At 39.5% G+C, this 23,367-nt stretch carries 22 protein-coding genes and 1 other annotated feature; of the genes, 15 read left to right on the forward strand and 7 right to left on the reverse strand.

What is annotated here, in order from left to right; genetic code table 11:
- Positions 1 to 155 precede the first annotated feature (155 nt).
- Both L1999_RS11400 and L1999_RS11405 read right to left on the reverse strand, forming a co-directional pair.
- Positions 156 to 3,323: an MMPL family transporter gene (locus L1999_RS11400; protein ID WP_235743645.1), complete on the reverse strand. Its 3,168-nt coding sequence runs from the start codon at positions 3,321 to 3,323 to the stop codon at positions 156 to 158.
- Between the two features lie 3 nt (positions 3,324 to 3,326).
- On the reverse strand, positions 3,327 to 3,788 hold the full coding sequence (locus tag L1999_RS11405) for a MarR family winged helix-turn-helix transcriptional regulator (protein WP_235743646.1): 462 nt from the start codon (positions 3,786 to 3,788) through the stop codon (positions 3,327 to 3,329).
- A gap of 169 nt (positions 3,789 to 3,957) precedes the next feature.
- On the opposite strand from L1999_RS11405, the gene L1999_RS11410 reads away from it, so the two are divergent.
- The 6 genes from L1999_RS11410 to L1999_RS11435 all read left to right on the forward strand — a co-directional run bounded on the left by L1999_RS11410 (position 3,958) and on the right by L1999_RS11435 (position 9,471).
- Positions 3,958 to 4,914: an efflux RND transporter periplasmic adaptor subunit gene (locus tag L1999_RS11410; protein WP_235743647.1), complete on the forward strand. Its 957-nt coding sequence runs from the start codon at positions 3,958 to 3,960 to the stop codon at positions 4,912 to 4,914.
- Positions 4,914 to 5,624: an ABC transporter ATP-binding protein gene (locus L1999_RS11415; protein WP_275677558.1), complete on the forward strand. Its 711-nt coding sequence runs from the start codon at positions 4,914 to 4,916 to the stop codon at positions 5,622 to 5,624. The genes L1999_RS11410 and L1999_RS11415 overlap by 1 nt, the downstream gene beginning before the upstream one ends.
- Positions 5,602 to 6,768 carry an ABC transporter permease gene (locus L1999_RS11420; protein WP_235743648.1) on the forward strand — a complete coding sequence of 389 codons (1,167 nt, stop codon included), beginning with the start codon at positions 5,602 to 5,604 and terminating at the stop codon, positions 6,766 to 6,768. Before L1999_RS11415 ends, L1999_RS11420 begins: the two co-directional genes overlap by 23 nt.
- Positions 6,769 to 6,854: 86 nt before the next feature.
- Positions 6,855 to 7,526, forward strand: a complete 672-nt coding sequence (locus L1999_RS11425; protein ID WP_215046239.1) for a response regulator transcription factor — start codon at positions 6,855 to 6,857, stop codon at positions 7,524 to 7,526.
- A 9-nt stretch (positions 7,527 to 7,535) separates the two neighbouring features.
- Complete coding sequence (locus L1999_RS11430) at positions 7,536 to 8,804, forward strand: sensor histidine kinase (RefSeq protein WP_235743649.1); 1,269 nt, start codon at positions 7,536 to 7,538, stop codon at positions 8,802 to 8,804.
- Between the two features lie 103 nt (positions 8,805 to 8,907).
- Positions 8,908 to 9,471 carry a PepSY-associated TM helix domain-containing protein gene (locus L1999_RS11435; RefSeq protein ID WP_235743650.1) on the forward strand — a complete coding sequence of 188 codons (564 nt, stop codon included), beginning with the start codon at positions 8,908 to 8,910 and terminating at the stop codon, positions 9,469 to 9,471.
- Between the two features lie 42 nt (positions 9,472 to 9,513).
- Here the strand turns inward: L1999_RS11435 and L1999_RS11440 are convergent, their stop codons facing one another.
- Positions 9,514 to 10,398: a cupredoxin domain-containing protein gene (locus L1999_RS11440; RefSeq protein ID WP_235743651.1), complete on the reverse strand. Its 885-nt coding sequence runs from the start codon at positions 10,396 to 10,398 to the stop codon at positions 9,514 to 9,516.
- Positions 10,399 to 10,513: 115 nt separating this feature from the next.
- Positions 10,514 to 10,654, reverse strand: coding sequence for a hypothetical protein (locus tag L1999_RS11445; RefSeq protein WP_235743652.1), 141 nt, complete (start codon positions 10,652 to 10,654; stop codon positions 10,514 to 10,516).
- Positions 10,655 to 10,757: 103 nt separating this feature from the next.
- Positions 10,758 to 10,977 (forward strand) — a binding site (T-box leader).
- Between the two features lie 84 nt (positions 10,978 to 11,061).
- On the opposite strand from L1999_RS11445, the gene proS reads away from it, so the two are divergent.
- Both proS and L1999_RS11455 read left to right on the forward strand, forming a co-directional pair.
- On the forward strand, positions 11,062 to 12,492 hold the full coding sequence (gene proS, locus L1999_RS11450; RefSeq protein ID WP_235743653.1) for a proline--tRNA ligase: 1,431 nt from the start codon (positions 11,062 to 11,064) through the stop codon (positions 12,490 to 12,492).
- Between the two features lie 671 nt (positions 12,493 to 13,163).
- Entirely contained in the window at positions 13,164 to 13,724 is a 561-nt protein-coding gene (locus L1999_RS11455) for a GNAT family N-acetyltransferase (protein WP_235743654.1), read from the forward strand.
- Between the two features lie 30 nt (positions 13,725 to 13,754).
- Here the strand turns inward: L1999_RS11455 and L1999_RS11460 are convergent, their stop codons facing one another.
- Entirely contained in the window at positions 13,755 to 14,348 is a 594-nt protein-coding gene (locus L1999_RS11460) for a YdcF family protein (protein WP_235743655.1), read from the reverse strand.
- A 133-nt stretch (positions 14,349 to 14,481) separates the two neighbouring features.
- Here L1999_RS11460 and L1999_RS11465 point away from each other — a divergent pair, with 133 nt between their 5' ends.
- Positions 14,482 to 15,147, forward strand: coding sequence for a vWA domain-containing protein (locus tag L1999_RS11465; protein ID WP_235743656.1), 666 nt, complete (start codon positions 14,482 to 14,484; stop codon positions 15,145 to 15,147).
- Positions 15,148 to 15,178: 31 nt separating this feature from the next.
- Here L1999_RS11465 and L1999_RS11470 read toward each other — a convergent pair whose 3' ends face one another.
- Complete coding sequence (locus L1999_RS11470) at positions 15,179 to 16,027, reverse strand: DegV family protein (RefSeq protein ID WP_235743657.1); 849 nt, start codon at positions 16,025 to 16,027, stop codon at positions 15,179 to 15,181.
- 219 nt (positions 16,028 to 16,246) lie between these two features.
- Here L1999_RS11470 and hmpA point away from each other — a divergent pair, with 219 nt between their 5' ends.
- From hmpA to L1999_RS11495, 5 genes are all read left to right on the forward strand, one after another.
- Positions 16,247 to 17,461: an NO-inducible flavohemoprotein gene (hmpA, locus tag L1999_RS11475; protein WP_235743658.1), complete on the forward strand. Its 1,215-nt coding sequence runs from the start codon at positions 16,247 to 16,249 to the stop codon at positions 17,459 to 17,461.
- Positions 17,462 to 17,822: 361 nt separating this feature from the next.
- Positions 17,823 to 18,599, forward strand: coding sequence for an SGNH/GDSL hydrolase family protein (locus L1999_RS11480; protein ID WP_235743659.1), 777 nt, complete (start codon positions 17,823 to 17,825; stop codon positions 18,597 to 18,599).
- Positions 18,600 to 18,611: 12 nt separating this feature from the next.
- On the forward strand, positions 18,612 to 19,526 hold the full coding sequence (locus L1999_RS11485) for an ABC transporter ATP-binding protein (RefSeq protein ID WP_235743660.1): 915 nt from the start codon (positions 18,612 to 18,614) through the stop codon (positions 19,524 to 19,526).
- Positions 19,519 to 20,499: an ABC transporter permease gene (locus tag L1999_RS11490; protein ID WP_235743661.1), complete on the forward strand. Its 981-nt coding sequence runs from the start codon at positions 19,519 to 19,521 to the stop codon at positions 20,497 to 20,499. The genes L1999_RS11485 and L1999_RS11490 overlap by 8 nt, the downstream gene beginning before the upstream one ends.
- Positions 20,500 to 20,646: 147 nt before the next feature.
- Positions 20,647 to 21,015 (forward strand): VOC family protein, encoded by a 369-nt coding sequence (locus L1999_RS11495; RefSeq protein WP_235743662.1) that lies wholly within the window; start codon positions 20,647 to 20,649, stop codon positions 21,013 to 21,015.
- Positions 21,016 to 21,169: 154 nt separating this feature from the next.
- Here L1999_RS11495 and L1999_RS11500 read toward each other — a convergent pair whose 3' ends face one another.
- A complete protein-coding gene (locus tag L1999_RS11500; protein WP_235743663.1) occupies positions 21,170 to 22,402 on the reverse strand; it encodes an NAD(P)/FAD-dependent oxidoreductase in 1,233 nt (410 codons plus the stop codon).
- Positions 22,403 to 22,667: 265 nt separating this feature from the next.
- On the opposite strand from L1999_RS11500, the gene L1999_RS11505 reads away from it, so the two are divergent.
- Positions 22,668 to 23,213 (forward strand): hypothetical protein, encoded by a 546-nt coding sequence (locus tag L1999_RS11505; RefSeq protein WP_235743664.1) that lies wholly within the window; start codon positions 22,668 to 22,670, stop codon positions 23,211 to 23,213.
- Positions 23,214 to 23,367 lie beyond the last annotated feature (154 nt).

A 23,367-nucleotide genomic window follows, 5' to 3' on the forward strand; every position in this document is an offset into this window, starting at 1 on the left:
TGTTCTATGTAGATTATACTAGGTAAATCATAAAAGGGAAAAATTTCTAGTTCACCTGATTAGATCGTTTCTTTACTATTTACGAATGACTCGTTAAAAAGTTTCATGCTGATAAGAGAAAACACACTGTTCACGGTCGAACAGTGTGTTTTCTTTTAAAGGGTATGATTGATCCTGCGATCATTATTTTTCATAAACGGCCACCAGTTTGCCTGACCAAACGTTCTTACCATTACCGGTACAAACAATGGTAGAATCACCAAGGAATACAAGGCCAATCCAATCAAGAGAATCGTCGCAATTTCTACCAATGAAAGAACGCCAGACGGCATCATTGCTGCGAATGTACCCCCTAAGATTACCGCAGCAGAAATGATGACACTGCCCATCTTTTTCATTGATAGCAGGATTGCTTGTTGGACAGGCATATCCCGGTATTCGTTGAATCGGTCCATTAAGAAGATGCTGTAGTCAATGCCAAGTGCTACGAGGATCACAAAGGCAAAAAACGGAACAGCCCAGCTTATTCCCGTGTAGCCAAGAATATGGACAAAAATAGACTCTGAAATAGCCATTGCTGTGTAATAGGTTAGAACGAGGGAACCGATTAAATATAGCGGCATGATCAGTGAACGAAGAAGGATAATGAGTATGATGCTGATACCTGCAAGCATTAATATTACTGTTCGTGCATAATCCGCTTTTGAAATCGTATCAAGGTCATGGTGCATACTGGATACACCGCCAACTTCTATTTTCGCATTTTCAAGCTTCGTGTCTGTCACCGCTCGGTTTACTGCTTGCTTGATGTCAGTCACGCTGTTAATGGCTTCATTGGAATAAGGATTTTTATTAAAAATAACATCTATTGTCATGACCTTGCGATCTTGCGACATATAGGAATTTAACACTTTCTGAAAATCCTTGCCATTTAGGACATCTTGTGGAATATAAAAGCCGTTTTGTTTTTGTTTTGAAACATTTGAAAGATAGTCTTGTGCTGAATTAAGGCCGTTTGATACTTGATTTAAGCCGTCTGCACTTTGTGTTAAACCATTTGATAGTTTCGTAATTTGGCCGCCAATATCTTGGAACCCTGACAAAAGCTGCTGCTGACCAGTTGCGAGTGCCTGTAAGCCGCCTGAGAATTTTGGCAGATTGGCGATTGCTGTTCCTTGACCTTTCTCCATTTGGTTAAGCCCAGTTTCAAGCTGCCCAATACCATTGATCAACTGGTCCATTCCATCAATCAGAAGTCCTTGACCGGCAATCATTTTCGTTAAGTTTTGATTGGCAGTTTCAATGCCGTTTTGTGCACTAGTTAAGCCAGCATTGAGAGTGTTTAGGCTTGTAAGTAAAGATACCCTTGGGTCTTTCACCGTGGCATCGGTAGCCGTTTTCACTCCAGCAACTGTCATTTTAATAGCTTGATAGTTTTGATTTTGAGCAATGTCCGCATATTGTTTTTCTAAATTAGCAAAGGCTTGGTCGGTGTTGACAAGATTTTGATGAATGACAGATAAGCCGCCGGCAATTTCATCATAATGTCCTTGAAGTGTGGCAAGACCAGAACTGGCAGCCTTATAACCTGCTAATAACTGTTTGTAACCTGCTAAAAGCTGTTCAGATTGAGATTTTATATTTGCTAACCCGTTACGTGCTTCCTTGGCCCCGATCGAACTATCCTTAAGACCATTTTGTATTCTTGTTAGTCCATCTTGAAGGGAGCCCATTCCTGTTTTAAGTTGATTAGTCCCTGTGATAAGTTGACTAATACCATCTGTTGCTTCCTTCATTTTGGGCTGATTAGCAGCCATTTGGCTGCCGGCATCAGAAAGGCCGGCACTGATTTTCTTAATGCCGTCATTTCCTTGGCCAAGTCCATCACCAAGGCTTGCTGCTTGGTTAGAAATATAAAAATCATCGATCGGTGTGCCGGTCGGACGGGTGACCGAGCGAACAGTTTCCACATTATTAACTTTCAACAATTCCTGGCTGATTTTATCTGTCAGAGTTATATATTCAGAAGTATTGAGTTGATCATCATTTTTAATGACAATCTGCGTTGGCATCGATTCACCGGGACCAAAAGAGTCTGCAATAAGATTAAATCCTTTGATTGAAGGATACTCATCACTTATTTCTTCTAATGAATTAAATGATAGTTGATCTTGGAACGTAAATAAAAATGGAACGGAAATAATCACAACAAGGATAAAAGCCAGCAAAGGCTTCGATAGAGCAAATCTACCCATGGTGCCCCAGATTTTACTGTCACTGTGTTCAAGCTTGCCTTTTGATGGCCAGTAAAGTTTTTTTCCAAGGACAGCCATAAAAAAAGGAACAACTGTAAGTAAGGCAAGTAAAAGAATGGCAACTCCAACAGCTACCGCTGCTGCTGACTTATAAAGCTGGAAGGTGGATAGGCCAATGGAGGCAAACCCAATCATAACAGCAATTCCGCTGAAGAAAACCGTTTTTCCAGCAGTCCGGTAGGTTTCTACAATTGCTTCGATAACATTATCCTTTTTCGCCATTTCTTCTTTAAAGCGGCTTAAAAGTAAGATACAATAGTCAGTTCCGATTCCAAAAAGGACGGCAACTAAGAAGGTTTGCGTAAATGTGGATAATGGGAAATTCACATGGTCGACTAATAAACCAACAACTGATTGAGCTGTTAGATAACTGAATCCTACTGTTACCAACGGTATAATTGGAGCTACTACCGACCTAAATACAAGCAAAAGTACCGCTAAAATAAATACAACGGTAATCCCTTCTGTTTTTTTCAAGCCTTCCTGAGAATTGGTGACAAGATCCTCGCTGATGACCCAATTTCCGGTATAATAATGATCCAGCTTAATGTTATCAATGGCGTGATAGAGATCCCTTGAAATTTCTTTTGCTTCCCGTCCGTTCGCTGTTACCTTTACGGAAACAAGGATGGTTTTCCCGTCTTTTGAAACGAGCTGATCCTTTAACTCCTTTTGATTGAAATGAGTTAGGATCTCAGTAATGCCAAGGTGAGCTTTTTCTTTTTCAAGTGTATGAACCGCTTTTTCAGCGTTCGCAAAGTCTTCCTTTGTCAGTCTCTTATTACTGTGGAAGACCAGCGCAGTTTGTAAACTGCTGCCTGTATTTTCACTTGATTGGACATCTTTCAGAATCTTGGATGCAATCGTGGATGAATATCCATCTGGAACCGATATTTGCCCCTTTTCGCGGACGAGTGACTCCATATTAGGCGCTGCCATAAAGAGGGCAGCGATAACAGCGATCCATGCGATGAGAATAAACCATCTTCCTTTAATAATAGCTCTCACACGCTATTCCTCCATTTCTTCCTTTTTCTTGTTGTCTAAAATAGATGCTAACTTTTCATAGGTATTGATAAAATTCTTTATTTCGACTTCGTCAAATTGAGAAATGATTGACTCTACTAACTGTTCAATTTTTTCCTGACAAGTCTGATAGAGTGTCTTTCCTGCATCTGTTAACGTTAAATAGATGACACGCCTGTCGTTCTGATCCCGAGTTCGCTCAATTAGTCCTCTTTCAGCCATCCGGTTGATAATAGCTGTAATAGCACTTTTATTTACTTCAAAAGCCTCAGCTAATTCAGACGATGTGCATTCTTCAGACTGTGAAATATATCTTAATATGTAGTGCTGATCATTGGTTAACTCATCGCCAATCTGACCCTTGATTAAGGATTCAGCTTTTTTATGAACACGAAAGGAAACGGATACATAGCGATCAATTAACTCTTGAATGGTAGGATTATTCATTCCAGATATCACCTCTTAAAAATTAGTTAAACTCGTTAACTATTCACGTGTTTAACTATAATCGAAAAGAAATTGACCGTCAATTCATTCCTTTAAGGAAAAGTTAAGAAACTAAGATAATAATAGGCTTATTCAAATGAAAACCGTATAGGAAAAGGAGCCAGCACAGATGAAAAAATGGATTTTAATAGCGGTGGCTGCCATAGTCGTTAGTTTCTCGGGCTATCAATGGTACGCAGTAAAAACAAGTGCCAAGACTACATCATCACAAGAACGTACGGCCATGGTGAAAAAAGGAACAGTAGCTGTCAATATCAGTGGGTCCGGAACTGTTCAGGCAGTTACTAGTCAAGACATTATGTCAACATTTAATAATGATGAAATTGATGAAGTATTGGTCGGGACAGGCGAAAAGGTAAATAAAGGTGATGAACTGATTACATTTATGGATGGCAGTGACCCGATCACAGCACCTGCAGCTGGGAAGATTACGACATTATCTGTTTCTGCAGGAGATAGTGTTACTTCCGGACAAGTGGTTGCCCATGTAACGGACTACAGTGGATTGCAAACAGCTGTGCAAATTGATGAACTTGATATTTCTAAAATCCAAAAAGGACAAACGGTCAATTTAAAAGTAAGTTCATTCCCAGATGAGAAATATACTGGAACAGTCAGCGATATTTCAAAAGAAGGTACTTCTTCAAATGGAATTTCTACCTTTACCGTTACAATCACGATTGATAAAATTGCTAACCTTAAAGTAGGTATGAGCGTGGAGGCTAGCATATTAACAGAAAGTAAGCAAAATGTCATGTATGTTCCACTTGATGCAGTCCATTCGTCAAATGGTAAAAAATATGTCAATGTTGTTTCATCAGATGATTCTTCAAACATGACAAAGAAAACCGTAAAAACAGGCATTGCCAATGAAGATTATGTAGAAATAACAGAAGGGCTCTCAGCGGGAGATACCGTACTACTTCCAAAATTAGCGAAAGCAAGTACAACAACTACTGCAACACAAGGAAATAGTTTATTTAGTGGTATAGGAGGAACAAGTAGTATGAGAGGAATGTATCGCAGCAGCGGTACTGGACAGTTTAGTGGAAGGAGTGGAAACTAATGACTAAACCGATTATGCAAATTAGTAACCTAAAAAAAGCATACAGACTGGGCGGAGAAATCGTCCATGCATTAAATGATGTTTCCATTGAAATTCAAAAAGGAGAATTCCTGGCAATTATTGGCCCATCAGGTTCGGGTAAATCAACTTTAATGAATATGATCGGATGTCTAGACAAGCCACAGTCGGGAAAATATCACCTAGATGGTAAGGATATTTTTAGAATGGATGACAATGAATTGGCGACAATTCGAAATCAAAAAATCGGCTTTATCTTCCAAAACTTCAACCTGCTGACAAAATTAACAGCAATTGAAAATGTGGAGCTTCCTTTATTATACGCTGGGGTATCCACAAAGGAACGAAGGGAGAGAGCTTTCGAAGCTTTGGATAAAGTGGGATTAAAGGAGAGGGCTGGTCATTTGCCAACACAGCTGTCGGGCGGACAGCAGCAGCGGGTTGCTATTGCCCGAGCACTCGCAGGTAATCCAGCTATCCTGCTAGCCGATGAACCAACTGGTGCCCTTGACAGTAAAACAAGTAAGGAAATTATGCAGATTATGAAACAACTAAATGAATTGGGCCATACGATTATCCTCATTACTCATGACCTTGAAATTGCCAAACAAGCAAAACGAATGGTCAGTATCCAGGATGGTCAATTACAGGAAAAAGGAGGTGAGCTCATTGGGCATCTTGCAATCCATTAAAATGGCTCTTAAAAGTATCAAGGGAAATAAACTAAGATCGATACTTACCATGCTTGGGATGATTATTGGGGTCTCATCTGTAATTGTTTTAGTGTCCATTGCCCAAGGATCTACAAAAAATGTAACGAGTCAAATCAATCAATTAGGGACCAATCTATTAACCATTAATACATTTAGTACGGATGTGGCTTTAACAGAGGACAAAATTAGCGAAATTAGTAAATTAGATGGTGTAAAAGCAGTATCACCTGTTGTATCAGGACGGGTCAACGTTAAAAAGGGCCGGACAACTTCACAGGTGACGATGACAGGAACCAATGCTGCCTATTCGGAGGTGCGTGATACCAAAATAAGTGCAGGACGATTTATTACTGATTTGGATATTGAATATAGACAAAAGGTTGCTGTTATTGGTTCATCTACGGCGACAACTTTCTTTGGAACAGAAGACCCTGTTGGTCAATATCTGCAAATTGAAGGAACCTCCTATAAAGTTGTTGGTGTTCTTGTTTCGAAAGGAAGCTCAATGGGACAAGGCGGCGACAATACCGTGATCGTTCCACTTAGCACGGGCCAGCGTTTAATTGGAAGTACAACGATTAGCACAGTCTATTTAAAAGGGAAAAGTGAAGACCAAATGGATGCAGTCATGAATTTGGTTGAAACAAAAATGGCGTCCCTTTTCCCAACTCAAACTGATTCTTATAGTGTGACAAATCAGCAGGATGTCATGGACACAATGAGCTCCGTATCGGACACGATGACATTGATGCTCGGCGGTATTGCGAGTATTTCCTTGCTGGTCGGTGGAATTGGTATTATGAATATTATGCTCGTATCTGTTTCTGAACGAACAAAAGAAATAGGTATCCGTAAAGCAATTGGCGCCAAAAGGCGGGATGTCCTTGTCCAGTTCCTAATTGAAGCGGTCGTATTAAGCGGTGTCGGCGGACTAATCGGGATTATCTCAGGGGTAGGGATCGGGAAATTAGTATCATCTCTATTTAGCTTAAGTGTCTCCTTCTCTTCCAACGTAATCCTATTTTCATTTTTGTTCTCGTTAGTAGTTGGAGTCGTATTCGGTGTATTCCCAGCAAATAAAGCTTCCAAGTTAAATCCAATCCAGGCTCTAAGATACGAATGATTAAAAATAGAAGCGGTCGCTGCTGTTGCGTCCGCTTCGTTTCTTATATAATGGGATGAATGAAATTATGTTAAGGAGAGATAGAAATGCGTTTATTGGTGGTAGAGGATAACCTTTCATTATTAGAATCGATTGTTCAACTTTTATCCGATGAATTTGAGGTTGATCAAGCTTCAAACGGAGAGGATGCTTTATTCTTAGCGATGCAAAACATCCATGATGTTATTGTTTTGGATGTCATGATACCTGAAATCGATGGTTTTGAAGTGCTGCAGACGATCCGCAAGGAAGGGTTAAAGATCCCTGTCTTATTCTTGACAGCAAGAGACTCTTTAGAGGACCGTGTAAAAGGACTTGATTTTGGAGGTGATGATTACTTAGTAAAACCGTTTCAAGCTGCCGAATTAAAGGCAAGAATCAGGGCGTTACTAAGAAGAAGCGGCAGCTTAACGACGGATCAAACCATTAAATATCGCGGCATCGAGTTATTAGGCAAGGAACGTGATATTTTGGTCGATGGAGAATCCATTAAACTAACAGCTAAGCAATATGAGCTATTGGAATATTTAATTCAAAATAAGGGAGTTATTTTAACAAAAGAACAAATCTATGATCGTGTATGGGGATTCGACTCCGATACTACGGTTGCGATTGTAGAGGTATTCATGCATCATCTTCGCAAAAAATTAGAGCCGTTCGGCTACCATACGGATATTAAAACGATCCGCGGTGTGGGCTACATGCTGAACGAAGAATAGGGGCCGCCTATGTTTCGTCAAACACATATTCGACTTACTTTTATTAATTCAATCGTATTTATTGTTTTAATTAGTATACTAGGAAGCATTATTTATTTTTATACTGATAATAAACTATATCAGGACGTTAACCAATCCTTAATGGATTCTGTTGAACACTATCAGCAGCCAATCGGGCAAATGGATAAACAAGATGGGAAACCTGATGGGGATGATCAGACAGAACCAAAATTTATGCGTAGAGATCCACGGATTATTACGTTAATTTGGGATGAAAAGGGGAATCTGTTGGCAGGGCAAGATCGCGGTGCAGCTCTGTTTCAGGACAATGAAAAACGGATTCGTCCCAAGAAATACGGCACATTAGAGGACGTCGATGTCGAAAATTTTACTTTTCGCTATGTGGCATTTAAGGCGCAAGTTCCTGAATTAGGAAATATTACAGTCCAAGTAATTCGTAATGTGAATTCAGAAAATGAACTACTTGACAGGCTTCTGTTAATCCTGTTAATTGGCTGCGGTGCAGGGATTATTTGTGCGGTAGCTTCTGGCTATTTCCTTGCTGGAAGAGCATTGGTTCCCATTAAAAAATCATGGAACAAACAGCAAGAGTTTGTTTCCGATGCCTCACATGAGTTGAGAACGCCATTAGCCGTTATTCAGGCCAAAACAGATATCCTGTTTCGCTCACCAACGGCAACCATTCAGGAAAAAATATTAGATATCTCCACGATTTCAAAGGAATCTAGGCGGCTTTCAAAACTGGTAACAAACTTACTTACATTGGCCAGGTCGGATTCTGATCAAATGGAAATGAAAAAATCAGAATTCCAATTGGATGATCTTTTAAAAGAGATTATTCAACAGTACGAAGAGTTTGCGATGTATCAAGAGAAAACCTTGCTCCTAGAAGCTGCTGAGCCTGTTACGTTTCTAGCCGATAAAGAAAGGATTCATCAATTAATTGTCATTCTATTGGACAACGCCATAAAGTATACAAAAGAGGGTGGAGAAATCTCGCTTTCCTGCACGCAAAGTCATTCCTCTATCTATCTAAAAGTAAACGATACAGGAATCGGAATCCCCGAAAATGACATTCCAAAGATATTTGACCGTTTTTATCAAAGTGATAAAGCTCGGACGGAAGCTGACGGCGCTGGACTCGGCTTGTCGATTGCTAAGTGGATTATCGAGAAACATCATGGTAAGACAAGGGTTCAGAGCGCTTTAGGTGAAGGAACAAAAATTGAAATGATCTTTCCGAAGTCCCAAAAATAATTTTTGGGGCTTGTTTAAATCTTAAGAAAAACTTAAGGAAACCGATTCATAATTTGTTTGACTACTTACAATAGCTTTAGGATATTTGAAGGGAGAAAAACAGGTGAAGAATACTAGAAAAACTCATTTATGGATTGGTTTAATTGCGTCTATTTTTATTTTTATGGAGTCGATTACTGGTCTATTGATAAATGAACCATGGTTAATCGGACAAACATCAATGGAAGGCGGCAGGGCCAATTTTCAACAGGGTCAAATGAATCAAAGCCAATTCAATAACGGTCAGACCAATCAGGGACAAGCAAGACAAGGTATGACGCAGAATTCTGGACAAACGTCCGGTCAACCACAAGGACAAAATGGGAATCAAAACCAAAATTTTAATCATAATGGCCAATTTCAAGGACGCCGTAATTTTAGCGGAAATGGGAACTTTCCAGCTGGTATGATGATGAACAGAGGAGGAATGGGACAAACCTCAGTTATGGGAATCATCCGCGGTCTCCATGAAGGGCGAATTGGCAATACCAATATTAAATGGTTAATCGATTTAGTGGCGCTGGCCATGATCGCATTAACAGGTACTGGAATCTACTTGTCAATTAAGGTCCTAGGTGCGGAAGCGAAACGAAAAAAACGTCAAACAGATATGTTTAGTGATATCTGATAAAAACAAGCACACGAGACTTTGCTCGTGTGCTTGTTTGTCTTACTCGACAATGATTTTCCCTTTAAACATTTGCATTCCACAGCTAAATGTATATTCACCTGTTTTATCTGAAGTAAATGACAGTTTTGTTGTTCCGGTCTTCAATTTTATATTGTTAATGTTTAACTCTGGTATCATAAAGGTAGATAAGCAGTTACTGCTGTCTAAAGGATTAGTAATATCAAGTTCGACCATAACCCCTTTTTTAACCCGGATCACGTTGGGGGAATATCCTTTATCTGTTACAAGCATTTGGACCTTTGGGGCAGAACCTCCGGTGACATTTACTTCTGTTTTGGCTGTATCAGCTGCTTGGGAAGTTGGAGTTTGAGCAGCTGCGCTTTTACCAGGAATCTTTACCATATCACTACTGTACATAAATAAGAACAAAGAAACGAGGACAATGCCTCCACTAATTATTGCAAAAGGTGAAAGTTCTTCCGTGTTAATCGAAAATTTGCTGTTTGTCGTGACATGGATATAAACTATTACAAAGCCAATGATGACAACATAAAATCCTAATAAGATGCCCAGCAATATTGTAGGGTTAATATACTGGAGAAAAAGTCCAAGAATAGCGCCATTTATTCCGCCCATTAAACCAGATATGGCTCCCATCAAAATCGCTAAGATCCCAACCGGATGTCCGGCTAAGAAACCAACGAAGAAACCAATAATCATGCTGATTCCTACTGTCAGGAAGGTTTCACCGGAAACCAGCCCAATGATGCTTCCGGCAAGTAACCCAGTGATCACAGCAATTACCATACTTACCAGGATTCCCGGCGTATTGTTCAATTTGCTTTTATTTCGATAAACTAGATAAATTGAATAGCCTGTTCCAATGGCCACAAAAGCGGCTGAAATAATCGAAAATATATTCATGCTTTGTCTCCTCTTATGTGCCTTAATAATTAAACAACATAAGAGTATTATAAATGTAAAGAATAGATTGTAATTTGTATTTTCTGTGATTTATATGAACGTTTTATGACTCTTATCAAGAGTTGCCGTCGCTTTTGTCTTTATCCAGAGTGTTTTTATAAATTCTTTTTAAGACTTCATTTTGAAGTTTCATATATTCGAGTAAGATTTCTTTTTCTGCTTCTTCTTGTGCTAGTTCGTCCTTTTCTTTTGTCATTCTTGTACCCCTTTTTGTCCTAATTTTAGCTCAAAGAGTAGAATAATTCATAATTTATTTGACTTTTATTATAGAGAAATATATAATTTTTTCAAAAATACTATTTGAAACGTTGACGGGGATTAGTAAATTGACGTGGTCTTACCAAGAGAGGAAACCATTGGTGTGAGGTTTCTTAAGACAATCAATTGAACCTGCCTCACGAGTTCTGTATCGGATTATTACTTGAAGATACATGCGGATAAAATCCGTTATCATGCGAGAGAGTTTAAAGCTTTTGCTTTTTGAATTTAGGGTGGTACCGCCAGGCCTTGGTCCCTTTTTTAGGATCAGGGTCTTTTTGTATTCAAAAAGCGAGTAAAGGCTGAATCATTCTTTCGATATAAAAATAATAATGGGGTGTCAAAATGGCAAAGGAATTTGTAAAAGATGTAACCAGTATGGACGAGGATTTCGCCCAGTGGTATACAGATGTTGTCACGAAAGCAGATTTAATTGATTATTCAAGTGTTCGCGGTTCAATGATTATCCGCCCGTATGGGTATGCATTATGGGATAATATTAAAAACGAGTTAGACCGACGCATTAAAGAAACAGGGCATGAAAATGTTTATATGCCATTATTTATTCCTGAGAGCCTGCTTCAAAAGGAAAAAGACCATGTTGAAGGCTTTGCTCCTGAAGTAGCCTGGGTTACTCACGGCGGCTCTGAACCATTAGCCGAACGTTTAGTGGTCCGTCCAACATCAGAGGTATTATTCTGTGAGCATTACAGTAATATCATTCACTCATACCGTGATCTGCCAAAACTATATAATCAATGGGCTAACGTAGTCCGTTGGGAAAAAACAACCCGTCCATTTTTACGGACATTAGAGTTCTTATGGCAGGAAGGCCATACTGCCCATGCAACAGATGAAGATGCAATGGAAGAAACGATTAAGATGTTAAATGTCTATGCGGCTATTTGTGAAGAAATTCTTGCTATTCCTGTGGTAAAGGGTCAGAAAACCGAGAAAGAGAAGTTTGCTGGTGCTAAGGCTACTTTTACGATTGAAAGTTTAATGCATGATGGAAAAGCATTGCAATCCGGAACTTCCCATCACTTTGGTACAGGGTTTGCTGAAGCGTTTAACATTCAGTATACAGACAAAGAAGGCAAGCTGCAGTATGTTCATCAAACGTCATGGGGCTTTACAACCAGAATCATCGGTGCATTAATCATGGTTCACGGCGACGACCGCGGTTTGGTAATACCTCCTAAAGCTGCGCCAACTCAAGTAATGATTGTTCCGATTGCGCAGCATAAAGAAGGCGTGCTTGATTTTGCTTATGATTTGAAAAAGTCTCTAGCTTCTGTTGCTCGCGTTGATATTGATGCCAGCGATAAAAAACCAGGCTGGAAGTTCAATGAGTATGAAATGAAAGGGATTCCTGTTCGTCTTGAGGTCGGACCTAAGGATATTGAAAATAAGCAGGTTGTCTTGGTTCGAAGAGATACATTAGAGAAGATTGTTGTTTCTTTAGACGAGTTAGAAACAAAACTGGTTGAATTGTTAGATGATATTCAATCAAACCTTTACAATAAGGCATTAAATCATCGTGAAGAGAGAACTTCGGTTGCGACGACTCTTGAGGAGTTAAAGGATAGCCTTGAAGCGAAACCAGGGTTTATCAAAGCTATGTGGTGCGGCGATTTAGCCTGTGAAGAAAAGATCAAAGAGGATACTGGCGCAACTTCCCGCTGTATTCCTTTTGAACAGGAAAAAGTGGCTGATAAATGTGTTTGCTGTGGTAAAGAAACAGACAAAATGGTTTATTGGGCTAAGGCTTACTAAAATATTAGAGGACTCTTCCGGTTTCGGGAGGGTCTTTTTTATATAATGGGAGAACGGGCGTGTGGAGGCATGAGGGTTCATGAGGACAATCCAAGAGAGAAAACCGAGCAACTTGTCCTCATGGCGAGTTCGTGAGGACAATCCAAGAGAGGAAACCGAGCAAGTTGTCTTCATGGCGGGTTCATGAGGACAATGCAAGAGAGGAAGGCGAGCAACTTGTCCTCATGACGGATTCATGAGGACAATCAAAGAGAGAAAGCCGAGCAACTTGTCCTCATGATAGGTTCATGAGAACAATTCAAGAGAAGAAACCAAGCAACATGTCCACATGACGGGTTCATGAGGACAATTCAAGAGAAGAAACCAAGCAACCTGTCCACATGACGGGTCCATGAGGGCAATCCGAGAGAAGAAACTAAGCAACCTGTCCACATGACGGGTTCATGAGGACAATCCAAGAGAAGAAACCAAGCAACATGTCCACATGACGGGTTCATGAGGACAATCCAAGAGAAGAAACCAAGCAACCTGTCCACATGATACTTTTATAAAAACCAGGGTCGTCAAATCTAGTGAATGTTTGCAAAAGATCTCTCAAATTGACACTAAAAGAAAGGAAAACTTAAGATCTATGGCGAATTTTAATGATTCAGAAGGGGGGAAGTACCTATATGAAACCAATCTTAATAGATTTTCCAGAAGAAATTTATACGGAGAGACTATATATTCGAAAGCCGATGCCTGGAGATGGAAAAGTGGTCTTTGGAGCCATGCAGGCATCTATAAATGAACTGAAACCGTGGATGCCCTGGGCTAATCGAGAGCAAACGGAGCAAGAGGTAGAGGCAAACATGCGTGAATCCCATGCGAAATTTTTAACCAGAGAGGACCTAAGACTACATATATTCAACCGAGAAACAGGTGAGTTTATCGGTGCCACTGGTTTGCACCGGATGAATTGGGACATACCAAAATTTGAAATCGGCTACTGGATTGATACCAGACAAAGCGGAAATGGATATATTACGGAAGCAGCAGAGTCAATCACGGAATTTGCCTTTCGTGAACTAAACGCAAAACGCGTAGAAATCCGTTGTGATCGTAAAAATAGCAAAAGCCGAGCAATTCCTGAGAAATTAGGTTTTACCTTAGAAGGGATATTAAAAAATGACGGAATTTCTGCCGATCAGCAAGAACTCCGCGATACTTGTATCTACGCAAAAATCAAATAATAAGTAAAAAACTCGACGCCGTCGAGTTTTTTACTTGAAACCGATTATATATCTTTCTAAATAGAATTTTGTAATGGCTAAATATTCACGTGAGTAGGACTTTATTACGGCTGACCAAGGAGTCTCAGCAGAAAGACCTTTCACACGTAAACCTTGGTAATTCGCAATTGAAAGGGCTCGATATATATGGAAAGTATTGGTTACTACTAGACCTAGCTCCGCAGTAGGAGGAATGAATTTCTTCGAGAACTCAATATTTTCATACGTATCCGTAGAATGCTCTTCTAATAGTATACGAGATTTGTTAATACCTTGACTTATTAACTCTCTTTTAATTGCCTCCGCCTCCGTTATATCTTCGCCCGGACCTTTACCCCCGGATGCAATCACAAGTGTATCAGTATTTTCCTTTAAGTACTTTGCTGCAGCATCGATCCTACTGGCTAATACCTTAGATGGTTCCGTACCTTTAACCCTTGCTCCGAGAACAATTAGATAATCGGCGTTTTTAGGAGCAATTAAATGACTATATTGACTAATTATCATGTGTAATATGGCAACATATATCAGACTCATTACAACAAAGGAACTTATAATCCATTGCACTCTTTTGTTTTTCATCATCAGTTCAAATCCATTCCACAAATTTATATGACTATATTATACAAAATAATCTAACATATTTTTGAAATGAAGTATAATAATAGAAGATGCTGATATTCTACGAATAGCACCATAAAGAAATGGGAGGTACATAATGTCATCCATTAGCTTATTGAAACAAAAAGCAGGAATTGTTTTAGAAAAAAAGAAGCTTACGAATGTCGTTGCTAGAGTTGGATTAGTGTTGGATATTTCAGGGTCTATGAGAGGGTTATATAAAAATGGTACTGTCCAAAGGGTAGTGGAGAGAATCCTTGCTGTTGCCAGTCAATTTGATGATGATGGTACTTTAGATGTTTGGGTATATGATAATGAATTTTCCCGATTAAAATCAGTTACCGAACAGGACTTCGTCAATTATGTTGAAGAGTATATTTTAAACAACGACCTGATACATAAATTCGGAAGAAACGATGAACCTCCTGTCATGGAAGATGTAATTAAAAAATATACGATTGAATCACCTTCCTCGGATCCTGCTTTTATCGTTTTCATTAATGATGGAGGATGTAAAAGAACGATTAAGAAACCAGTAGTTGAATCATCGACTAAGCCAATCTTCTGGCAATTTGTTGGCATTGGGGATTCGAATTTTGAGATACTTGAAAAATTGGATACAATGGAAGGTCGCTTTGTAGATAATGCTAACTTTTTTCATATAAAAGAGATTGAAAAAACAACAGATGAGGAATTATTTAACCAGTTGCTAAATGAGTTTCCGGGATGGATAAACGAAGCGAAAACGAAAGGCATTTTATAAAAGGAAAAAAGGACTGATGAGAATCAGTCCTTTACTCACAAACCCACGAAAGCCCCATGGTCCCGACACCAGTATGAACACCAGCAACAGTGATCAGCATCAAAACCTCTGTTTCAATACCAGGAAAATTTTCGTTAATGTATTTTTCAAACTCAGAAGCCTTTTTGGGATCGTTCGCATGAACAACCGCAACTTTTTTTACTGTTTTTGTTTCAAGATCTTCTCTTAATTTAGAAGCCAGCCAGAACATCGCTTTTTTATCGGTACGAACTTTGTCTTTAATCTGTGCAGTACCGTCTTCTATAGCTAAGATTGGTTTTATATTAAAGAGAGAGGCCAAGATTTTTTGGCCGCCAGATACCCGGCCGCTTTTGTGAAGCTGATCCAAATTTGATGGGACTAAATATAATCGAGTATTGCTCCGTAAAGCATTTAGATGTTCAACCACTTCCTCGGCCTCCACACCCTGCTCGACAAGCTCCATTCCTCTTTTTATTAAAAATGAAAGTGGATAGGATCCAATTTTAGAATCGATCGCAAATAACTTGAAATCTTCCATATTAGCGGCCATGAGGGAAGACTGATAGGTCCCTGTTAAAGTACTAGAGGCATGTATGGCGATTCCAAAATCATAGTCTTCTTTCAATTTTTTATAAAGTTCAACAAAGTCGTTAATGGAAGGTTGAGACGACTGGAACTTTCCTTCCTCGTTTTTCATCCGCTCATAAAATTCCTGTTCTGATATATCAATCGTTTCTTTATAAAACTCATCGTTAATGACAACGTGTAAGGGGACGACAAAGATATGATTTTTCTCAATAAAGTCTTTGCTAAGAGAAGCAGTTGTGTCAGTAATCCATGCAATTTTTGCTTTGCTCATATTTTTTCCTCCGGTAAAAACTTTCAATATATTAAACATTACTATATTGAAAACAGTTTCACTAGTTATATTTGTCATATGAAACTTTGAACATTTTGTGAAAATTACAGGAGTTGTTATTTAAAAATATTAAAGTGTGATTTGAATCACTTAGTTGTGATGATTTATTTCATATAATCACTATGGAAATAGTGATAACTAAATAAGGAGTGTTTCATTGTGTTAGATCAAAAAACAATCGATATTATTAAATCAACAGTACCGGTATTAGAAAAACATGGAGAAACCATAACAACCCGCTTTTATCAATTAATGTTTGGTAACCACCCAGAATTATTAAATATCTTCAATCATGCCAATCAAAAACAGGGAAGACAGCAAAAGGCACTTGCAGGGACGGTATATGCCGCTGCTATGTATATTGATAACCTTGCAGCTATCCTGCCAGTAGTTAAACAAATCGCCCATAAACATAGAAGTCTTGGAATTAAGCCAGAGCATTATCCTATTGTCGGAAAACACCTTCTAATGGCTATTAAGGATGTACTGGGCGATGCGGCAACAGACGAAATTATTGATGCTTGGGCACAAGCTTACAATTTAATTGCGGACGCCTTTATCAGTGTGGAAGCAGAAATGTATGATGAAGCTGCACATCAACAAGGGGGCTGGAGCGGCTTCCGTAATTTTGTAGTTGACCGTAAAGTAATCGAAAGCGACGTTATAACCTCTTTTTACTTAAAGCCTGAAGATCAACGCGAAATCGCTGGTTTCATCCCTGGCCAGTACATTAGCATTAAACTAGAAATAGACGGTGAGAAGTTTACTCACATCCGTCAATATAGTTTGTCAGATGCCCCTGGCAAAGATTATTACCGCATCAGTGTAAAGAAAGAGGCTGGAACGGCAAATCCTGATGGAATGGTTTCTAATTACTTACATGACAAGGTGAGCGAAGGAGACATACTTAAAGTCAGCGCACCTGCAGGTGATTTTATTCTTGATACTCAAAAGACGACTCCTGTTGTGCTTTTAAGTGGCGGGGTCGGCTTAACACCTATGATGAGTATGTTAAAAACAGTTGTAGAGGCGCAGCCTGGACGTCAGGTAACGTTTGTCCATGCAGCAGCAAATAGCAATGTTCATGCCCTAGGTGATGAAGTGAAAGGATTATCAAATCTCGATTATGTTAAGTCATATGTGTTTTATGATACACCTACAGAAGAGGACCGCCTAAACAATCGATTTGATGTTGAGGGCTACGTAACTCGTGAGTGGCTAAAGGAAAATGTATTAATAGAGGAAGCAGATTTTTATTTCTGTGGACCAGTGCCTTTTATGAAAGCCATCAACCGTTCATTAAAAGAATTAGGTGTCAATGAAAGCAGAATTCACTTTGAGTTCTTTGGACCAATGGGGAATTTAGAAGAATAGAAAATGAATTAGCCGGTTTCCAATTTGGAAATCGGCTTTTTTTATGGCTGTGTTAAAGGCTATTGTTGATTTTTAGCAAGTTGATTGGAGCGGAAGGCGGCGAAGACTCCTGCGGGAGTAAGGGCCAGGGGAGACCCAACAGGCGCAAGTGCGCCGAGGAGGCTCCCCGGCACGCCCGCGGAAAGCGAAGCCGCCTGGAGGGGAAATCAACATTCAAGATTAACACAGCCTTTTTTATATAAAATAAAATGTTAACAAATAATGAATTTTTTATTTTCACGGGAAAACACAAGCGTCAAAAGTTTGTTTCAAACCACAACTGTGATTAAATAATAGAAAAAGGCCAGAAAGGGTGTCACACATGGGTAAGAATACCATCCGCTCCTTCACGGCCATAGGAGTATTGTTTTGTCTCCTGTGGCTGATTGGACTTGGCTGGGCAGTAGGTCAATATTATGCCGACAAACCGGACAATGTTCCGATGACAAAAACTGTTAGCAAAAAAGTGGAGAACAAAAAAGGTCTAACAATCGTGGCATTAGGGGACTCGTTAACCAGGGGGACTGGTGATGAGACAGGAAAAGGCTACGTTGGGGATCTGACTGATCAAATAAAAGAAAAAACAAAAAAGCAGGTTCAGCTCACCAATTTGGGCATCAATGGGCAGACCTCCGACCAACTTCGGAAACAGGTCCTGCAAACAGAAGTCGGACGGCAAATCCAAAAGGCTGACATAGTGTTAGTAACGATTGGCGGAAATGATTTGTTTCGCGGCGGACAAGGATTAACCGATTATTCAACTGGTAATATCGCAGCCATTGAAAAAAAATATTTAACTAATTTAAAGTTTATCTTTGAGCAGATCCGTAAGAACAACAAAACCGCCAATGTGTTTTTCATTGGATTGTACAATCCATTTATTGAATTAGATCAGGGAAAAGAGATGTCAAAGGTGGTCCGTCATTGGAACTATGATAGTGCCGAGGTAAGTGCTGGCTATCCGAAAATTGTCTTTGTGCCAACATTTGACTTGTTTGAATTAAAAGTAAATGATTATCTATATTCCGATAAGTTTCATCCGAACGCAAAAGGGTATCGTTTAATTGCAGAACGTGTAGCCTCACTGCTTACCTGGTAAGGAGAAGAAAAAATGGAGAAAAAAATCACCTTAGCTGTGGAAAATTTAAAAAAAGTCATTGGAAAACGGGAAATTATTAAAGGATTAACATTTAATTTGCGCGAAGGGGAAGTATTTGGATTTTTGGGACCAAATGGCGCAGGGAAAACGACCACCATCCGGATGCTGGTCGGACTCATCAAACCGACAGCTGGTAAGATCCAAATTTGCGGCTACAATGTAGCGGATCAATTTCAAAAGGCGATGAGCAATCTCGGCTGTATTGTCGAAAATCCAGAATTATACCCGTATCTATCAGGCTATAACAACCTGCTCCATTTTGCCCGTATGCTAGACGGGATCGGCGAAGAGCGCATTAAAGAAGTCACCGAGCTGGTTGGCTTATCGGACCGGGTTCACGATAAAGTGAAAACTTACTCATTGGGGATGCGGCAGCGCCTTGGAATCGCCCAAGCCCTTTTAGGAAGGCCTAAGGTATTAATTCTCGATGAACCGACAAATGGTTTAGATCCTGCTGGAATTCGGGAAATGCGCCAATTTATCCGTTTTCTGGCAGAAAAAGAAGGGCTAAGCGTTCTTGTCTCAAGTCATTTATTAAGTGAGATTCAGTTATTGTGTGATCGGGTTGCGATTATCTCAAAAGGAACGATTATAAAAATTGATACAGTCGAGCAGCTCCTTGCGAATCGTGAACGGGCTGTCTGGCGTGTTTCCCCACTTGAAAAAGGGAAACAGGTATTAAGTACATTAACGGAAATGCAAGTAAGTGACGATGGGACATTTGTAACGGAATATGATGAACAGAAGATACCGGAATGGAATAAACAGCTTGTGACGGCAGGGGTTTCTGTCACGGAAATTAATCGAAAAATGCCTGTGTTGGAAGATTTATTCCTCGAACTAACGGGGGGTGACTCGATTGAGTAAATTAATTCAAAATGAAATGATGAAGCTGATTGCCAAGAAAAGGCTAGTGGTCATTGCCCTGATCATCGGTGTATTAGTGTTATTATTTACATATGCCCAATATAAACAAGTTGAGACACAGCGGGAAAAATTAGGAACAAGTGATTGGCGCACGATTCTCCAGCAGCAGATTGTCGATACGACCAACCGTTTAAGCAGCAGCCGATTATCTGACGAATGGAAAAAGCAGCTGCAAATCTCATTACAGCAGCAACAATATTATTTGGATCATGATATCAACCCATCAGAGCCTGGTGCACCCACGTTTATGCGTATCTTTTTAGAGAATTCTATTGATTTATTTATCCCGTTGATGGTCATGGTTATTGCCAGTGATTTAGTTTCCTCGGAACACAGTCTTGGTTCGATTAAGCTATTGCTGACGAGGCCAGTTAAAAGGTGGAAAGTGCTTTTAAGTAAGTACATTACGCTTTGTTTAGCGGTATCGTTAATTATTGCTATTACCGGTATCCTGTCTTATCTCATTTCTGGATTAGTTTTTGGCTATAAAGGCTGGGGAGCGCCAATCCTGACAGGATTTAACGTGACTGATACAGGATTAAATACCACGGATGTAAAACTTCTCAGCTTATGGAAATTTCTATTGATGGATTTTGGATTAGTTTGGTTTGTCGCGATTGTGGTTGGTACGTTATCGTTTATGTTGTCAGTCCTTATCCGGAGCACGGCCGCCGGGATGGGGGTTATGCTCGCAGCACTCATATCAGGAGCAATCTTAAGCAACATGGTATCTTCATGGGAATCCGCTAAATACTTTTTTATGGTCAATTTACGATTAACGGATTACATGAAGGGGTCAGCGCCGCCGATTGAGGGAATGGATCTGTCCTTTTCCATGATGGTCCTATTTATTTGGTGGGCTGTAGCTTTACTTGTTTCTTTCGCTGTCTTTACAAAAAAAGATGTTTATTAGGCTTAGAAGCTATTCCTATTCTGGGAATAGCTTTATTTTGTGTGTTCCTAGACTATTAGGTAAGTGAAAAGTGGTATTTCTTAAAATTTGATTGAATATTATTAATTTTATAAAATAGTGATGACACACGAAAAAAGGAGGGATCAAATGACATTTGCGATAAAAAAAATTGATCATGTGCAGCTTGCCGGTCCGAAAGGGTGCGAAGATGCTGCAAGAGCATTTTTTTCAGACATCCTTGGATTAACAGAGGTGGAGAAACCAGAAGAGTTAAAAAAACGCGGAGGAGTTTGGTTTGAGTTTGGTACCTTTCAGCTGCATATTGGCATAGAAGAGCCATTTTTACCTGCTAAAAAGGCACATCCAGCATTAATCGTTGAAAATCTAGAAGGTTTAAAAAGCCACCTAAAAGAGCAAGAAGTTGCTTTTACAGAAGATGATAACCTCCCAGGAGCAAGGAGAATTCATGTTATTGACCCATTTGGCAATCGGCTTGAATTTATTGAATGGGATTAAGAGATGCTTGTAAAATAAAAACCCCCGATCCCTTTAGTTTATGGAATCGGGGGTACGCCTTACTATCAGGGGATTTCAGGCCATCACTTTTTGGAATCTATCAAATCAATGGCAGAGAAGAGGGGGATTCCTCTGACCAGGAAAAGAAAACAAATTAATTTATCTTGCTTTTTGCTGCGGCATGAATAGGTGCACGGTTAACCCCAAAATGCTGTTTAAGGATTAAAGATGGACCGCCAAGATTAAACAGATAGCGAGCTTCAATAACTAATTTCATAAAGCCGCCAATTAAGCCGGATAAGCGGACACTTCCAACCTTTCCGACCCCTACTTTTAGCCCAATAGAGGCAACAGAGCCCTTATGATGATAGTCAAAAGCCTTCAAAGATTCTCCGCGAATGGAAGCAATAATATTCTTTGCACATATAGGTGCTTGCTGCAGGGCAACCTGGGCAGTTGGCGCTAATGCATTTTTTTCATCCTTCATAAATAGCGAGCAATCTCCAAGACTAAAGACATTTTTCATGTTTTTCACACGAAGGTATGAATCAACCTCAATTTTTCCTCTTACAATTGGCAGTCCCCAATTATGAACAATCGAATTTCCTTTTACACCACAAGACCAGATTAAAGTCCGGGTTGGGATGTCGATATTTGGATCTATGACAACCTTTTCAGGTGTACATTCAATAATTTTTCTACCTGTAATCAGTTCAATATTCATCTTTTCTAAGACTTCTGTTGTATATTCAATCGATTGCTGAGGGAAGAACGGAATGACAGAAGGTGCCGCCTCAATCGCCACGATTTTTACTTTTTCAAATGGAATATCGTGTTCAGCACATAGTTTTGGCAGTCCATCAGCCAACTCTCCCAGCAGCTCGACACCAGTAAAACCGCCGCCGGCAACAACAAAAGTTAAGCGAGAAGGGTCTTGATCTTGTTTATATAAGTTAAATTGTTTAATAATTTGATTATAAATAGCTTTTGAACTTCGAAAACTTCTAATTTGAAAAGCATTTTCCTTAATACCAGGCGTTCCATATGTTTCAACCTCAAACCCAAGCGCGATTAATAGGTAATCATATTGGACTGAATCGCCGCCTTCAAGGTGTACTTCTTGTTTATGAATGTCCACAGATGAAACAGCTGATTGCAGAAAGCGAGTTTTGCTAGGAGTAATTAGTTCAGGAATGGACATCGCAATTTGACGATCGGCTGCGGTTCCAACTACTGTTTTGTGAAGCTGCGTGGTAATGTAGTGATATTCATGCTTATTAATCAGGGTAACATCTGCTTCTCCTGATTTTAAAAGTTTCTCAAGACTTTTACTGGTGATCATTCCACCATATCCAGCACCTAAGATGACAACTTTCGGCTTATTCATTTAACTCCCCACTCCAAACCTATTTATCTATTTTTATTTTGTGAATTTATTCACATTCAATTTATTAAAAAAGAGAGCAAAGCTCCTTCTTTTTTAATTGTGAAATAATTCACATATAGTTTATGATTTTAGGATACGCTAATCCTAAAAAAATCTCAAGTGGTTTTTAGTTAAAAATTTGTCAGATTGGTAAATTTTTTTTGACAAAGAGGGCATGATAATTCCGTGCAAAAAGAAATTTTAACACAAATGGAGGAGAGTTAGGATGAAGTTTAAAGGCTTAATTTTTACACTAGCATTATTCTTAATGCCTGCTGCTGCGCTGGCTAATGATACGACCCCTGCGAATCATGAGGCAAAACCATGTGATTGCAAAGATGGGAAACGTCACCATATGAATCATAAAGATTGGCAGGTCATGATGGCGGAAAGGGAGCAAAAGCTTCTTGGCTGGGTAAGTCAATATACCCCTGAAAAAAAGGCAGAATGGTCTAGGGTTCTCAAGGAAAAGAAAGACCTCCGTACCCAATGGATGAGCCCGGAAAATTCCGCCAAACGAGAGCAATGGAAAAAAGAGAGAATCGCTAAAATTGAGGGACTGAAGAAGCAGTTTGAATCAGGAAAGATTACAAAAGAGGAGTTTATGAAGCAAGCACATGGCGGGAAAGAAATGGGACATTGGAAAACCTTCCATGAACTTAGAATTGCTATTGATAAAAAGGATAACAAACAAGCAGCGATTCTGTTAAATCGGCTGTTAGAACAAACGAAACAGCATAATAAGCTAATGAAAGAAAAACTAGCTAAGTAGAACCGGTGAATTACCGTTTTCGACTAAGTGTTATGAAAAGTCAATTTCCATCTGGGGTTGGCTTTTTTCCCTTTTGTGTTTTAATAGCACACTTAAAGGGAAAATTAATAAGGAAAGAAATTCCGAGGAGGTTGATGATTTGAAAAGAAAAACA

Origin of the sequence: Neobacillus drentensis (assembly GCF_021560175.1) — a bacterium.
Taxonomy (GTDB): Bacteria; Bacillota; Bacilli; order Bacillales; family Cytobacillaceae; genus Neobacillus; species Neobacillus drentensis_A.